Raw genomic sequence first — 14,546 nt, forward strand, 5'->3', positions numbered from 1 at the left:
CGGCAGAAAGGACTTGCCGCCGACCGGTTAGATACCGATACGATAGGTCCACGGGGTTTCGGCGAGTATACCTTTCGCGCCGGACATCGTCATCGCCAAATCGTGCAGCCCCGGCCAAAGCGGCACACTCGAGGCGCCTTTCACCGCCAAATCGAGGCGTTGGGACATCAAGAGCAACTTGTGCAGGCGCTTCATGGGCAGACGGCTGATCGCCTTTTGATATGCCGGCCGGCGCTTGTCGAAGATCATGGGCTTTTGCGTCTTGCAGGCATGCTCGAAGCTTTGACCCTGATCGAGATGCTGGTGAAGCGACAAGAGCGTACGCAGTTCGCGGGTGAGTGCCCAAAGCACGATGGGCGCCTCCACGCCTTCGCTCCTGAGCCCGGTAACGATCCTGGAAACCCGCTGGGGCTCGCCTTTCAGGCAGGCATCCGCCAGGTTGAAGACGTCGAAACGCGAGCTTTCCTCCACGCCGGCGGCGATGCTGTCCACGTTGAGGCGGGTACCTTGAGGGTGTATCAGCGCAAGCTTCTGGAGTTCCTGGTCGGCGGCGAGAAGATTGCCCTCGGTGCGCTCGCCCAGCAGGCGAGCGGCATCCAGGTCGATCTGCACACCGTGTAGCGCGGCACGGTCGCGAAGCCAGTAACCCAGCCGTGAAACGTCCACCGGCCATACCGGAACAAAAAGCCCCTGCTTGTCCAGGGCCTTGAACCAGGCGCTTTTCTGCTGCTTGGCATCGAGCTTGCCCATGCTGATCAGAAGCACATCGTCGCTGTCATCCATCAGCTCGGCGTACTGGGCCAGTGCCTTGCTGCCTTCCTGGCCCAGTTTTTGAGTACCCAGGCGAAGCTCCAGCAGCTTGTTCGTGGCGAACAGTGACAGATTGCTTGCGGTCTCCAGAAGCCGGCCCCAGGCGAAGTTGGGCTCGACGTCGAGCACTTCACGCTCCTCGATGCCGGCCTGCCGCGCGGCCTGCCGCACGGCATCGCAGGCATCGCGATGCTGCAGCGGCTCTTCGCCGGCAACGATCACGACCTTGGGCAGCTTCTTGGCAAGCTGGGCGGGAAGCTGGTCGGCGAAGACCTTCAAGGCGGCGCCTCGAGGGTGCCCAGGCGCTCGATGATGCGTCGGACGAGCTGGTGCGTCAGTGTCTGGTTCGCCTCTTCAAAGAGCGTCTCGCGGTTCAAGAGGTCATCGTCATTGACGCGTATGCGCGTGCTGGTGGTAATGACCGCGTTATTGAGAGCATAGGCGCCGGTCTCGCGCTGCTGTACCGATACCGAGACACTCATGGTCAGCTCATGCTCACGACTGGCGCGACCATCGCTGCCCAGCGGACGATTGTCCACCGCGGGCGTACCCAGCGTTACCTGCCAGGGCGCGCCGGGGGCCACCACGGTGCCTTGCCGGGACAGGCGGTTTTCAAGTTCCTGGGCCAGCGGCGTGGCCGTGGCCCCCTCGATCGACAGCGGGGGCAGCGTCGGGATTGAATCCGCCCGGCGCAGCCGAAAGCCGCATCCGCTCAACAGCGCCGCCGACGCGGCGACGCTACCCAGTTTTAGTAAATGCCGCCGTGTTAACCGGTAAGGGGTATTCATCCGCCCACCACGATATTGACCAGCTTACCCGGGACAACGATGACCTTACGCACCGTCTTGCCCTCCAGGTGGCGCTGCACGTTGTCGTTCTCCATCGCCAGTTGCTCGACAGAGGCCTTGTCCGCATTGGCCGGTACCTCGATGCGCGCGCGCAGCTTGCCGTTGACCTGCACCACCAGCTCCAGGCTATCGCGGGTCAGCGCCGACTCATCAACCCCCGGCCAGCTTGCGTCGATCGCCGGTTCCTGATGGCCCAGCTCCTGCCACAATTGATGGCAGACATGGGGCGTGATGGGTGCCAGCACCAGCACGCAGGCTTCAAGCGCTTCGCGCACGACCGCTCCGCTCTGGGCCGAGTCATCGTCGAACTTGGCAACGGCGTTGGAGAGTTCCATCACTGCCGCGATGGCCGTATTGAAGGTAGTGCGACGACCAATGTCGTCACTGGCTTTCTTGATGGTCTCGTGGGTCTTGCGGCGAAGTGCCTTTTGGCTGTCGTTGAGTGCTTCAAGGTCAAGGCTCGCCGGCTCGCCACTGTCGAGATGATCGCTGACCTGTCGCCAGATCCGCTTCAAGAAGCGATGAGCACCTTCCACTCCGGAATCTGACCACTCTAGGGACTGCTCCGGCGGGGCGGCGAACATCATGAACAGGCGTACTGTATCGGCGCCGAATTTATCGATCATTGATTGCGGGTCGACGCCGTTGTTTTTCGACTTGGACATCTTCTCGATGCCGCCCATCTCGACCGGCTGTCCATCGCTCAGCAGTAGGGCACTCACCGGGCGGCCTTTTTCATCCCGGGTCACTTCCACATCCGCCGGGTTGAACCACTGCTTGCCGCCGTTATCCATGGGCCGATAAAAGGTTTCCGCAATCACCATGCCCTGGGTCAGAAGCTGCTGGAATGGCTCGTCACTTTCTACCAGGCCGAAATCGCGCATCAGCTTGTGGAAGAAGCGGGCGTAGAGCAGGTGCAAGATCGCGTGCTCGATCCCGCCGATGTAGAGATCCACCGGCAACCAGTAGTTGGCCCGCTCGTCGAGCATGGCGTCGTGGTTGTCCGCACAGCAAAAGCGCGCGAAGTACCAGGAGGACTCCATGAAGGTATCGAAGGTGTCTGTTTCGCGGGTCCAGCCGTCGCCCAGATCGGAAAATGCCGGCATTTTCTTGAGCGGCGAACCCGAGGCGTCCACGGTGACTTCCATGGGCAACGCCACCGGCAGCTCATCATCGGTGAGCGGCACGGTCTGGCCTTCGGGGCCGTATTTGACCGGAATCGGCGCGCCCCAGTAGCGCTGACGGGCCACGCCCCAATCGCGCAGACGGAAGTTGGTCTTGGTCTCGCCCCGGCCAAGTTCGGTAAGCCTTGCCGCAATGGCGTCGAAGGCCGCCTCGAACTCAAGGCCGTCGAACTCGCCGGAGTTGATGAGCTTGCCGTGCTCGACAAAGGCCGCCTGGCTGAGATCCGGCGTCTGGCCGTTTGCATCGGCAACCACGGGCTTGATGTCTACGCCGTACTTGGTGGCAAACTCCCAGTCGCGCTGGTCGTGGGCCGGCACGGCCATCACCGCGCCGGTGCCGAATTCCATGAGTACGAAGTTGGCCACGAAAACCGGCACTCTGTCGCCGGTCAGCGGGTGAACCGCCATGTGTCCGGTGGCCATGCCCAGCTTTTCCCTGGTGGCCATTTCCGCTTCCGACGTGCCGCCCTTGGCGCACTCCTCACAAAATGCCGCCAGGTCGCTGTTCTGCTTTGCGGCCTCTTTGGCCAACGGATGGCCGGCGGCCACGGCCACGTAGGTCACGCCCATCAGTGTATCCGGGCGGGTGGTGTAGACCGCCAGCGGCTCGGCCTTGCTGCCATCCGCCGCTTCGATATCAAAGCTCAGCTCCACGCCCCTGGATTTGCCGATCCAGTTACGCTGCATGGTCTTGACCTGTTCAGGCCATTCGACCTTGTCCAGATCATGCAAGAGCTCATCGGCGTAGTCGGTAATCTTCAAGAACCACAGCGGAATCTCCTTGCGCTCGACAAGTGCCCCGGAGCGCCAGCCGCGACCGTCGATGACCTGCTCGTTGGCAAGCACGGTCTGATCCACCGGGTCCCAGTTGACCGTGGACATCTTCTTGTAGACCAGGCCTTTATCGACGAGCTTGGTGAAGAACCACTGCTCCCAGCGGTAGTAGCTCGAATCACACGTGGCGAATTCGCGACTCCAGTCGTAGGCAAACCCCAGCGCCTTGAGCTGATTGCGCATGTAGTCGATGTTCTGGTAGGTCCATTCGGCAGGCGGCACCTGGTTCTGAATGGCGGCGTTTTCCGCCGGCATGCCGAAGGCGTCCCAGCCCATGGGCTGCATGACATTCTTGCCCTGCATTCGATGAAAGCGCGAGACCACATCACCAATGGTGTAGTTGCGCACGTGGCCCATGTGGAGCTTACCGCTGGGGTAGGGGAACATGGAGAGGCAGTAGAACTTTTCGCGGTTGGCGTCCTCTATCGCTTTAAAGCACTGGTTCTTGTCCCAGTACTGCTGGGCGTCACGTTCAATCTCACGAGGGCTATAGTGTGCATCCATCGGTTTTATCAATGCCTTGGCGTAATTCGCCCGAAGCGGGCGCAGTATGAATGATAATGACAGCTGTCAGATAAGTAGAGTCGATTGTATCCTATGCTGATGTAACCTTGAACGGTTAGCCGCTGATAGCAAAGCGTGGTTTTGAAAAAGGAGTGCAACCATGGAACAACAAGACGACCACCGTTTACGCGAAGGCTACGAACGCCTGCTTGAGCGCATGAAGGGGGGCGCCAACGAACTCACCTGGGATAACCTGCAAAAGGACCTGGATGACGCCGTTGCCTTCGAGTCCGAATTCGAAGAGTACACCAAGGATGAGCTGGCGCTGTTGCGTGCCTGGGTCGAACGCGATCTCAAGGACATGCGCTATTACATGGCCGATACCGGCAAGCAGGTCGCCCAGTGGCTGGGCATCGATGTTGATGGGCTGTCCCGGCGTGTGGTCGAGTCGCTTCTATCGATTGCCGATCGCAGCGTGGTCGAGCGCGAGCGCTTCGAAGATGATCTGGAAGCGGCGCGGGCGGATTACTGCGAAGGCGAAATGGCAGCCCCTGGCCTCATGGCCTGCGTGCATTGCGACGCCCAGGTGATGCTCGAGCGCGTGGCGCGCCTGGAACCCTGCCACGATTGCGGTCACCGCTACTTCTACCGGTTTCCCAGCAAGATCATCGAAACCTAGGCGCTCACATGCCCGATGCCTGCGATCGCGCCCAGTGAAAGCAGGCTCATGATACCCGCGTACATCAGGTTGTCGCGCATCATCTGATAACCGTTCACCCCGTAGCGTCCCTGCAGTGAAAGATTGATTCCCGAGAGCGGCCCGACGCTGGTACCTACCGCCCATCCACTGAGCGCGACAAAGGCAAACAGTGTCTGTTCGTTGGGGGCGAGATTGAGCACGGACGCGAGCACTGACACCCCGATAATCGGATGAAGCCCCGCCAGTGCGCTAAGCAGAATGGCGGCAAAACTTGCCATGGCCTGGCCGGTGGCGAAGCGCTCGAAAAGCGTCCACTCCTCGCCGGCTGCGGCGTTGACCAGGGCCGAAAGTCCGATGGTCAAGAGCCCCGCGGCCAGAAAAAGCGAGATTTCCCCGCGCATGGCAGGCAGACGGTCAAAGGTGTGCTGACGAATCCGCTTCAGGGTAAACACCGGCCCGGCGCGTAGGTTGGCGGCAACCGCCACACCGGGAATCAAGAAGGTGATGATACTGACGATCGTCAGCGCCGGGGTGAGCCAGAAATGAAAGAGCATGACTCCGGCCGCCATGCCCAATGGCATGAAGAGACTGCGAGGGGAGAGCGAAAAACCATCGGTGTCGCTCAAGTCGAACCGCCGACGAAGCTCCAGCGTGGTGATCAGCCCCGAGAGCATGGCAATGGGAAATCCTACCAGGGCGATCTGGGCGTACTGGACCTCGGGTGCGAGGGCAATCACCACCCCCATGGAGGCGAAAAATGGCGACCACAAGGCGGCGCTGGAGAGCCCGCGGTTGAGCGCCAGGTACTGGGGGGTAGTCAGCGGCGCACGACGCGCGATTCGATCGCCCACCATGAAAATGGTGGAAAGGTTCAGAATCGTGCCCAGGAAATGAACGCCCAGCCAGGTACGCAGGATGCCACCGCTGCCGGTCAGCCGTTTACCTGAGGCAGGCTTGTTGCCTTGGCGGCCCACCAGCGAGATAAAGCTCACCCCGATCAGCATGGCCACGACAAACACGTTGCCTTCCAGTATCCGCGTCCATTCGACGGCTGCGCCATAGATGAACCGCGCCGCCAGTAGCATCAGTGCACCGATGCCAATCAATACCCCGGCCTGTGCGCGAGAACGCTTGGGGATGTCTTTCCAGAGCAGAAGCACGGCCACCCACAGCAAATAGCTCACGGTCTGAGTGGTTTCAAACCAGCCAGTAAACCCTGCCATTTGAGCGATGAGCCCCAGAAGCGCGAGCGCCCCTGCCAAGCGCCGTCGAGAAGAGGTCCGATCCATACGCAATCCTTTTGTCATGGATTAGCAGGCTAATAGGGTTGATGAGAGAAGGCTAGTGATCTCGCGGGTAACTGCGCGGTACTGTGGTCGCCCCTGTCTAACAAGGAACTTAAACCTCGATGTCACTTCAAAGTGAATACGTATGTTACTCTTAGACTAATGTATATTTATCATAAAATCATAATCTTATACGAGGATGAAGCGTTCATTAAAAAGCTAATGTTGAATACGTATGCATAGTGAATTAAAACTGTCAGGGTGACTTGATCAGGCAAAGCCTCGAGGCGTACCTGAGTTAACTAGCAGCAAAAATAATTACAGCCAGGAGTACTCATGAATCGTTATAAAACTGTTTCGTTCCGTACTGCCACGTTAGCGGGTTCTATCGTGTTGAGCGCATCGATGAGTGTCAACGCTCAAACCGAACGCGTAATCGATGTAAGCCTTCCCTTGGGCCCTGAATCACAACAGGGAATTGGTGTATTAAAATTCGGTGAAGAGCTTGAAAGACTTTCGCAAGGGCGCCTGACGATTGAGCCTCACTACAATAACGCTCTAGGCGCGGAACGAGAGGTTGTAGAGGGAATGGGGTTTGGAATTATCGATGCAGGTATTACTTCTACGGGCCCTATGGGCGGGTTCGCAGATCCTTTCATGCTCTTCGATCTGCCCTATATTTTTGAAAATCATGAACATGCCTATGCGTTTCTTGATAGCGAGTACGGTGAGGAGCTTGCTCAAGTTGCAGAAGACCAGATGAACGTGAAATTTTTGGCATGGATGGAAAATGGTTTTCGTCATAATACCAATTCAGTCCGTGAAATTAACCATCCTGACGATCTTCAAGGGATAAATCACCGCACCCAGGAAAGTCGCGTACAAGTAGACACGTGGGAAGCCCTGGGTGCCAACGCCACACCCATGGCATGGACTGAGGTGTATACCGCCTTACAGCAAAACGTTATGCATAGTCAGGAAAATCCTCTGGCCACTATATACGACGTTAATTTTTACGAAGTTCAGGACTATCTTAATTTAACTCAGCACGTATATTCACCTGCCCCTTTGATGATGGGACTGGATCTATTCAACTCTTTTAGTGAAGAGGACCAATCTATCATTCTTGAGGCAGCACAAACTGCGCTTCCTGTACAACGAGAAACAAGTCAAGAGTTGGAAAAACGCTATCAGTTGCAGTTGGGTGAGCTTGGTATGACTGTAACAGAACCTGAGCTGGGCCCATTTCGTGAAGCAGTTCGCCCTGTTCTTGAACAGTGGTCTTCTGTCGTAGGTGAAGACCTGGTAGACGCCGCTATCAATTTCGATTATTGATCACACCATGGCATGCGGAAGTAATTATTACTTCCGCAGCTTAAGTTATACATGGGGCAATCATGAAGCCTTCTCTAATATTGATTAATAAAGTAATTGACCATTTCAATCGGGTCGTTGGCTGGGTATTAGCTCTCCTTTTAATCACGATGACGATACTGATTTTTTGGCAGGTCTTTGCTCGCTTCGTAGTGGGTAAACCTCTCTATTTTTCGGATGAGATAGCGCGCTTTGCGATGATCTGGCTAACGTTTATCGGGGCAGGCTATGCATATCGAAAGGGGACGCTAATATCTGTTGACCTACTGTTAGAATACGCTGGACATCGTCTGGGATGTATTTTGAGAGTAATAGTAGTGCTTTGTTCTGCTATTTTCGCAATTATTATTATCAAATATGGCTTTGATTTAGTCGGTCGAGTAGCCAACCAAACAGCACCCAGTACAAGGGTATCGATGATGTGGCCTTACATGGCCGTACCGCTCGGTGGCGTGGTTATATTGATAAATAGCATAGCACTTTTAATCGATGAGGCTCTCGGTCAATGGGCGCCGGATCAACCTGACGTTCAACCACCGGAGGTTACATAAATATGGCCCTTACGCTGTTTTTATTACTTCTGGGTTTTTTCTTTATAGGCGTTCCAATCGCTTTCTCTCTGGGGTTGGCATCAGCAGTGACCGTTTGGTATGGCGAAATGATGCCAATGCTCATAGTGACGCAGCAGTTGATTGGTTCGGTAAACTCTTTCCCATTGCTTGCTATTCCGTTTTTTATCCTGGCGGGTTTTTTAATGCAGCATGGCGGAATCTCTGAACGGTTAGTTAACTTCTCTAATACGCTAGTAGGAGGAATGACGGGGGGTCTTGCGATGGTGGCAATCGTTACATCCTTGTTTTTTGCCGCCATCTCGGGCTCGGGAGCCGCTACGACCGCCGCTATAGGGTCAATTTTAATACCGGCCATGATATCCAGAGGCTATCCCGGTGCTTATGCTGCCTCTAATCAGGCTGCCTCGGGTGCTCTAGGAGTTATTATTCCGCCGAGTATTCCATTGATACTTTATGCTATTGCAGCAAATGTTTCAGTAGGAGATATGTTTGTAGCGGGTATATTCCCCGGTGTTCTAGTAACAACCTCATTGCTTTTATTTGCATATATATTTGCTAGAAGAAATGGGATTGGTGGAAATCAAAAAAGCACTCTTAAAGAAGTTCTGCAAGCTGGGCGAAAAGCACTGTTAGCTATTTTAATGCCAGTCATTATTTTAGGAGGAATATATGGTGGGATTACTACTCCTACCGAGGCAGCTGTCATCGCGGTCGCTTATTCCTTTATCGTCGGTGTAATCGTTTACAGAGAAATAAAGATAAAAGATTTAATGCGCATCTTTCAAGATTCTGCAGTTACGAGCGCGATCGTCCTCAGCATTATTGCAGCAGCAGGGCTCTATGGTCGAATCTTGCAAAGCCTTCGTGTGCCTTCAATGGTGTCCGATTTCGTACTTTCAACTATCAGTAGCCCTATAACGTTTATCATTATGGCAAACATACTACTGCTGTTCGTAGGTATGTTTATCGAAGCGGCTGCGGCTATTCTAATATTCGTGCCAATTTTATTGCCTATAGCAATTAGCTTTGGCTTCGACCCCGTCCATTTTGGCATCATTATGGTTGTCAATTTAGCGATGGGGATGTTCACGCCGCCCGTTGGACTCAATTTATTTGTTGCTTCGCAAATTTCGAAAATCAGTGTTGCCAAACTGACCTGGTCTATTCTTCCCTTTGTTGCCATCGTGTTGGTCAATGTTCTTATCATTAGTGTTATCCCTGCACTTTCCACATGGCTTCCTTCACTTTAATACCTGAAAAAAGGAAATTTAAATGTCTGTTATCGATAGCCTTATACCCAAGGCAGGCTTGAGGGTGCTTGTCACCGCCGGTGCTAATGGCATCGGATTGGAAATTGCCACAGCATTCCTCGAAGCGGGTGCCCAGGTACACGTGTGCGATGTTGATGAAGCCGCATTAGCCAGACTTCCATCGAGTATCACTCATACTTTGGCTGACGTCAGTCAGGCCGACGAAGTTGCTCATCTCTTTGAGCAAGTAAAGCGGCTGGGTGGATTAGATGTTGTCGTCAATAATGCAGGGATTGCAGGGCCTACTTCTTCAGTTGAAGAAATTAGTGAGGATGAATGGGTCAAAACCATTGATATTAATTTAAACGGCCAGTACCGAGTTGCTTACCATGCAGCTGCACTATTACGCGAAAGCCAAGGGTTAATGATCAATCTTGCTTCAGTGGCTGGACGCCTGGGGTTTGCTTACCGTACTCCTTATGCGGCAAGCAAATGGGGAGTAGTGGGACTTACAAAAAGTTTGGCTTGTGAGCTGGGGCCAAACGGTGTTCGTGTAAATGCTATTCTTCCTGGCATCGTGCGTGGGCCCCGAATCGAAAAAGTGATCGAGCATCGAGCGGCTAAGCGTGGAATCAGTTACGAAGCGATGGAGCAGGAAAACCTCTCCAAGATATCCATGCGTAAAATGGTCGAGCCAAAGGATATTGCCGCCATGGCACTATTCTTGTCTGCACCAGGAGGAAGTAATATTTCTGGACAAGCTTTAAGTGTTTGCGCAAACGTCGAGACATTATAAATCGCATGTCTGAAGTGATGGCAAAGTATTAACCGGGGTTTAGTACGTAACGACTTCTTATGCCCCATCATGAGTAGTATAGCTGTATAGTATTTTGATGATATTATTCAGGTTTGTAAATTTTGTATAGACTTACTGTAAAGCGATGCCAGTTATTTGCCCGTAACAAAATCGAATAACGTGACACATTAAAAGTTAGCATTCCGTTGTTTCGAATATACGTTCTGAAAAATTAATACTCGGTAGTTAAGTGGTTAGCCACTTTGCTGGTAATTTCAACATCATTTATTTGATTCGAGGTCTTCATGGCTACAAAGCGTAAAGTTATTATCTCCTGCGCCGTTACCGGTGCCATCCATACACCTTCAATGTCACCTCACCTACCGGTGACGCCTGAAGAGATTACCGAGGCAAGTATTGCTGCAGCCGAAATGGGCGCAGCAATTTTGCATTTGCATGCTCGCGATCCAAACGATGGCAGGCCTACCCAGGATCCGGCTGTATTCGAAAAATTTTTACCGCAAATCAAATCGTCAACGAATGCCGTAATTAACTTGACGACCGGAGGGAGCCCGCATATGACCGTAGAGGAGCGCATGCGGCCTGCCATGCAGTTCAAGCCTGAGTTGGCATCCATGAATATGGGATCGATGAATTTCGGTCTATTTCCCATGTTGAATCGTTATTCCTCTTTCGAGCACGCTTGGGAACAAGAGCATTTGGAAAATAGCCGCGATCTCGTTTTTAAAAATACGTTTTCGGATATCGAGAAAGCCATGACGCTGGGAGCTGAAAACGGTACTCGCTTTGAGTGCGAGTGTTATGATATCGGCCATTTATACAATCTGCGTAACCTGGTCGATCGAGGCATAGTCGATGGAAGGGTGTTTATCCAGAGCGTCTTTGGTATCCTGGGGGGGATTGGGCCTCACCCTGAAGATGTCCTGCATATGCGGCGTACGGCAGATCGACTCTTTGGTAAAGGTTACGAGTGGTCCGTGTTGGGGGCAGGCAGTAGCCAAATGAAAATTGCAGCCCAATCTGCTTCCATGGGAGGGCATGTACGGGTTGGTCTTGAAGACTCATTGTGGCTTGAACCTGGCAAGCTTGCAGAAAATAATGCAAGCCAGGTAAAGCGCGTACGCGATATCTTGGAAGCCATGTCCTTTGATATTGCAACTCCAGATGAGGCGCGAGAAATGCTGGAGCTTAAAGGCGCTAATAAGGTTGATTTTTAGAAACGTTGGAAAAGCAAAGTAATTTAAAGTCAACAGAAATGACTCTGGTAGCGGGGTCATTTCAAAGCCAACCGTTAATTAAAATTTGCCATAAGTATGGCTATTAAAGTAGGCACAATGCGACGGAAAACCGTTACCTCTCGCGATGTCGCTCAACTGGCTGGGGTTTCTCAGTCAGTAGTGAGCCGAAGTTTTACGCCATCTGCCAGTGTGGCAGAAAAAACGCGAAAAAAAGTGATTGAAGCCGCGCAAAAGCTAGGTTATCGCCCTAATACCATTGCACGTTCGCTAATTACACGCTCAAGTCGCACCATCGCAGTAGTAACCTATAGCTTACAAAACCCATTCTATGCTTCGTTGCTTGAGAAGGCATCGCGTCTGCTGCAAGAACAGGGTTATCACCTCCTGATTATATTTGCACCGCAGGGTAATGGTGATTTTAGTGGCGTCATCGACGACCTTATTCGTAGTCAGGTCGAGGGTGTATTGATGCTCGCGGTTACACTTAATCAACGTCAAGCTCAGGAAATTGTAAATTTTGATATTCCTGTCGTTATCATTAATCGGACTATTGACTATCCCGGGGTTAGTCAGGTGGGTAGCGATAACTATAGAGGGGGGTACTGGGCAGGCCGCTATCTTGCAACACGAGGGCATCAGCGAATTGCTTATTTGGCTGGTATACCTGACTCTTCCACTAACTGTCAAAGAGAAGCCGGTTTTCATGCTGCATTAAAAGAAGAGGGTTTGACCTGCTTTGCTGTTGAGGTGGGTAATTACCAGTACGACGGTGCGTGTGATGCTGCAAGACGATTATTCTTTTCTGAAGAGCTGGTTAAACGGCCAGATGCAATTTTTGCGGCTAATGATTTGATGGCTATCGCTTTAATGGAAACATTGAGAAATGAATTGAATCTTCTTATACCTCAGGATGTCTCTGTCATTGGATTTGATGATATGACAATGGCTTCATGGCCCAGTCATTCACTGACTACACTACAGCAACCAGTTGAAAAAATGCTGCTTAAAGCTACCGAGCTTTTAATCAATCATATTAGTAATCCAGATGCTTTGCCAGAGCAGTTAGTGCTTCCCGTAACACCTAGAATTCGAATGAGTACACGCCGTTAATAAGTTATGTCATTTATATTCAATGGTGGTCCTCTATTTTATATTGCGTCGTGTAATGGGTTTTTCTAATGGTTTGTTTGTTATATATTCAAAGTCTGAGAGTAAAGGCCCAATTGAACTCATTATTTTAGGTTCTGTCTGAAAAGTCATAAATGTGACGCTATTCCTGTTCATTGAACAGGAAGCGATATGACAGGCCGTTACGAGCTTTCTGACCAACGTTGGCAGATGATTGAGGGCATCGTTTCTCCACCACAGACCATGGGACGCCCACGTAGTGGCGATCGCCATATACTCAACGGTATTTTCTGGATTCTCTGTTCGGGGGCACAGTGGCGCGATCTGCCGGAACGTTATAGTCCCTGGAAGCCCGTCTATCAGCGGTTTCTACAGTGGCGTGATGACGGCACGTTTGATCAGATACTGACCCATCTTCACCTTCGTTTACGTGAAGATGGCAACATGGATCTGGACACATGGATGGTCGATTCAACCTCCATCAGAGCCACCCGGTCGGCCAGCGGTGCCAGCAAAAAGGGGGATCGGTAGAACCCAGCGATCATGCGCTCGGCCGTAGTCGCGGTGGACTGACCACGAAGATACATATGGTGTGCGATCGCCATGGTTTTCCACTCGCCTTTTCTCTGTCGGCCGGACAGCGCGCCGATTCGATTTATCTGACGGAACTGCTGGAAAAGGTCCGACTGCCGGAGCGTTCTGGTCGACCTCGTAAACGGAGTCGTTACATCGTGGCAGACAAGGGGTACGACAGTGATGCGTTACGACGTGATTGCACGCGTTACGGCATGCGTCCGATCATCCCGCAGCGCCGTATGCATCGACGCCCGAAACCGGGTCTTCCTCATCAGTTTGGCTGGCTAAAGGAAAAACGTCGGCTCAATACCCGTTACGATAAGCTGGCCAGTAGCTTTAAAGCCATGGTGACGCTGGCCTGCATCGAGCGATGCATGAGAGCCGACTTTTCAGACAGAACCTAATACGTACCTGAACCTCTGGGGTTTTTATGACATCAGTATCTGAACATCGCGGTGCCTGCCTGTGTGGCAGCGTTAGCCTGGTAGCCCAGGTTAAAGATGAAAAGGTGGGAGCGTGTCATTGTGATACCTGTCGAAAGTGGGGCGGCGGCCCGCTGCTGGTGGCAGAGTGCGGCGCGGATGTAACGTTCGAAGGTACCGAGCATATCGCCACGTTCGATTCATCGGAATGGGCAGAGCGCGGTTTTTGCCGAAAGTGTGGCTCGCATCTTTTTTTCCGTTTGAAGCAAGGCGATTTCTACGGGATTCCGGTGGGGCTTTTCGAGGGCGACAGCGAATGGGCGTTTACAGAGCAGGTCTTCATCGAACAAAAGCCCGCCTTTTACGCGTTCTCTCAGAACACGCACAACCTGACCGGCGAGGAGCTCTTTGCAATGCATTCCGGCCAACAGGACTAGAATATGAATAAGCCAGCGCTGGAGCTGGAGCAGGACAGGGCGTTGCATCCATCGTGAAGCGCTCACGGCCGCGCCAGCACAGAGGAGAAGGGGCATGAGATTTTCCAGTGGTTCATACGCGCTTTGGCGAGGGGTCGGAATTGTCGTGCTGGCCATCGGGCTTGTAACACTCGCGCTGGGGTTATATATCGGTTATTCGCTTTTTGTACAGGTAGCGAATGCGGGCTCCCGCGGCGAAGGAATAATGAATCTCGCTATCTTCTTCTCGCTGCTAAGCGGGCTGGGCGGGGTGGCTGCTTCCGCTGGCGTCAATCTGGTACTGATCGACCGCCCCGTTTCCAGCGTCAGGCTGGTGCCTTGGCAGGTGCTGATGGTCTCGGGCAGCCTGATTCTCGTGTCGATGTCGAGCTTCCTGGCCTACGCAGTTTGGCTCGAGCAACCGCTGGCGGGCGCTTCGGCTAAAGGGGTGAGCATTCTGGTCGGCATTGCGCTCGCGTTTATCACCTCGGGTATCTATCAAAAAAGACGCCTTCCCAAAAGACGTTCTTGCTAGCGCGGCGCGGTTG

Annotated in this window: 14 protein-coding genes; 10 read left to right on the forward strand and 4 right to left on the reverse strand. The window is 53.0% G+C overall.

Annotated elements, in window-relative coordinates:
- Positions 1-27: 27 nt before the first annotated feature.
- Genes holA through leuS form a run of 3 tightly spaced genes read right to left on the reverse strand, consistent with a single transcriptional unit; the run spans position 28 to position 4,180 of the window.
- On the reverse strand, positions 28-1,089 hold the full coding sequence (gene holA, locus ACWF8S_RS06965) for a DNA polymerase III subunit delta (protein WP_447556124.1): 1,062 nt from the start codon (positions 1,087-1,089) through the stop codon (positions 28-30).
- A complete protein-coding gene (locus ACWF8S_RS06970) occupies positions 1,086-1,598 on the reverse strand; it encodes an LPS-assembly lipoprotein LptE (RefSeq protein WP_447556125.1) in 513 nt (170 codons plus the stop codon). The genes holA and ACWF8S_RS06970 overlap by 4 nt, the downstream gene beginning before the upstream one ends.
- Positions 1,595-4,180: a leucine--tRNA ligase gene (gene leuS, locus ACWF8S_RS06975; protein ID WP_447556126.1), complete on the reverse strand. Its 2,586-nt coding sequence runs from the start codon at positions 4,178-4,180 to the stop codon at positions 1,595-1,597. Before leuS ends, ACWF8S_RS06970 begins: the two co-directional genes overlap by 4 nt.
- A 160-nt stretch (positions 4,181-4,340) precedes the next feature.
- Here leuS and ACWF8S_RS06980 point away from each other — a divergent pair, with 160 nt between their 5' ends.
- Positions 4,341-4,859, forward strand: coding sequence for a zinc ribbon-containing protein (locus ACWF8S_RS06980; protein ID WP_447556127.1), 519 nt, complete (start codon positions 4,341-4,343; stop codon positions 4,857-4,859).
- On the opposite strand, the gene ACWF8S_RS06985 is transcribed toward ACWF8S_RS06980, so the two are convergent.
- Positions 4,856-6,169, reverse strand: a complete 1,314-nt coding sequence (locus ACWF8S_RS06985) for a hypothetical protein (protein ID WP_447556128.1) — start codon at positions 6,167-6,169, stop codon at positions 4,856-4,858. The genes ACWF8S_RS06980 and ACWF8S_RS06985 overlap by 4 nt on opposite strands.
- 333 nt (positions 6,170-6,502) lie before the next feature.
- On the opposite strand from ACWF8S_RS06985, the gene ACWF8S_RS06990 reads away from it, so the two are divergent.
- The 9 genes from ACWF8S_RS06990 to ACWF8S_RS07030 all read left to right on the forward strand — a co-directional run bounded on the left by ACWF8S_RS06990 (position 6,503) and on the right by ACWF8S_RS07030 (position 14,533).
- Entirely contained in the window at positions 6,503-7,501 is a 999-nt protein-coding gene (locus ACWF8S_RS06990; RefSeq protein WP_447556129.1) for a DctP family TRAP transporter solute-binding subunit, read from the forward strand.
- Positions 7,502-7,563: 62 nt separating this feature from the next.
- Entirely contained in the window at positions 7,564-8,091 is a 528-nt protein-coding gene (locus tag ACWF8S_RS06995) for a TRAP transporter small permease (RefSeq protein WP_447556130.1), read from the forward strand.
- 2 nt (positions 8,092-8,093) lie between these two features.
- Positions 8,094-9,362: a TRAP transporter large permease gene (locus ACWF8S_RS07000; RefSeq protein WP_447556131.1), complete on the forward strand. Its 1,269-nt coding sequence runs from the start codon at positions 8,094-8,096 to the stop codon at positions 9,360-9,362.
- Between the two features lie 22 nt (positions 9,363-9,384).
- Positions 9,385-10,158: an SDR family oxidoreductase gene (locus ACWF8S_RS07005; protein WP_447556132.1), complete on the forward strand. Its 774-nt coding sequence runs from the start codon at positions 9,385-9,387 to the stop codon at positions 10,156-10,158.
- Positions 10,159-10,463: 305 nt separating this feature from the next.
- Positions 10,464-11,396, forward strand: coding sequence for a 3-keto-5-aminohexanoate cleavage protein (locus tag ACWF8S_RS07010; protein ID WP_447556133.1), 933 nt, complete (start codon positions 10,464-10,466; stop codon positions 11,394-11,396).
- Between the two features lie 117 nt (positions 11,397-11,513).
- A complete protein-coding gene (locus tag ACWF8S_RS07015) occupies positions 11,514-12,527 on the forward strand; it encodes a LacI family DNA-binding transcriptional regulator (protein ID WP_447556134.1) in 1,014 nt (337 codons plus the stop codon).
- A gap of 189 nt (positions 12,528-12,716) precedes the next feature.
- Positions 12,717-13,525, forward strand: a protein-coding gene (locus ACWF8S_RS07020; protein ID WP_447556135.1) for an IS5 family transposase whose coding sequence is annotated in 2 segments (ribosomal slippage) — positions 12,717-13,056 and positions 13,056-13,525 — 810 coding nt in all. Because the reading frame shifts where the segments join, the coding sequence is not laid out codon by codon here.
- A gap of 26 nt (positions 13,526-13,551) precedes the next feature.
- Entirely contained in the window at positions 13,552-13,980 is a 429-nt protein-coding gene (locus ACWF8S_RS07025; protein WP_447556136.1) for a GFA family protein, read from the forward strand.
- 94 nt (positions 13,981-14,074) lie between these two features.
- Positions 14,075-14,533, forward strand: coding sequence for a hypothetical protein (locus ACWF8S_RS07030; RefSeq protein ID WP_447556137.1), 459 nt, complete (start codon positions 14,075-14,077; stop codon positions 14,531-14,533).
- The last annotated feature ends 13 nt before the right edge of the window (positions 14,534-14,546 follow it).

The organism is Vreelandella xerophytica (assembly GCF_968048975.1).

Bases quoted from the DNA above. Each gene is read 5' to 3' on its own strand.
- leuS (WP_447556126.1), bottom strand. From the start codon at position 4,180: ATGGATGCACACTATAGCCCTCGTGAGATTGAACGTGACGCCCAGCAG.
- ACWF8S_RS07000 (WP_447556131.1), top strand. From the start codon at position 8,094: ATGGCCCTTACGCTGTTTTTATTACTTCTGGGTTTTTTCTTTATAGGC.
- ACWF8S_RS07030 (WP_447556137.1), top strand. From the start codon at position 14,075: ATGAGATTTTCCAGTGGTTCATACGCGCTTTGGCGAGGGGTCGGAATT.
- ACWF8S_RS07010 (WP_447556133.1), top strand. From the start codon at position 10,464: ATGGCTACAAAGCGTAAAGTTATTATCTCCTGCGCCGTTACCGGTGCC.
- ACWF8S_RS06995 (WP_447556130.1), top strand. From the start codon at position 7,564: ATGAAGCCTTCTCTAATATTGATTAATAAAGTAATTGACCATTTCAAT.
- ACWF8S_RS07015 (WP_447556134.1), top strand. From the start codon at position 11,514: ATGCGACGGAAAACCGTTACCTCTCGCGATGTCGCTCAACTGGCTGGG.
- ACWF8S_RS07025 (WP_447556136.1), top strand. From the start codon at position 13,552: ATGACATCAGTATCTGAACATCGCGGTGCCTGCCTGTGTGGCAGCGTT.
- ACWF8S_RS06970 (WP_447556125.1), bottom strand. From the start codon at position 1,598: ATGAATACCCCTTACCGGTTAACACGGCGGCATTTACTAAAACTGGGT.
- ACWF8S_RS06985 (WP_447556128.1), bottom strand. From the start codon at position 6,169: ATGGATCGGACCTCTTCTCGACGGCGCTTGGCAGGGGCGCTCGCGCTT.
- ACWF8S_RS06980 (WP_447556127.1), top strand. From the start codon at position 4,341: ATGGAACAACAAGACGACCACCGTTTACGCGAAGGCTACGAACGCCTG.
- ACWF8S_RS07005 (WP_447556132.1), top strand. From the start codon at position 9,385: ATGTCTGTTATCGATAGCCTTATACCCAAGGCAGGCTTGAGGGTGCTT.
- ACWF8S_RS06990 (WP_447556129.1), top strand. From the start codon at position 6,503: ATGAATCGTTATAAAACTGTTTCGTTCCGTACTGCCACGTTAGCGGGT.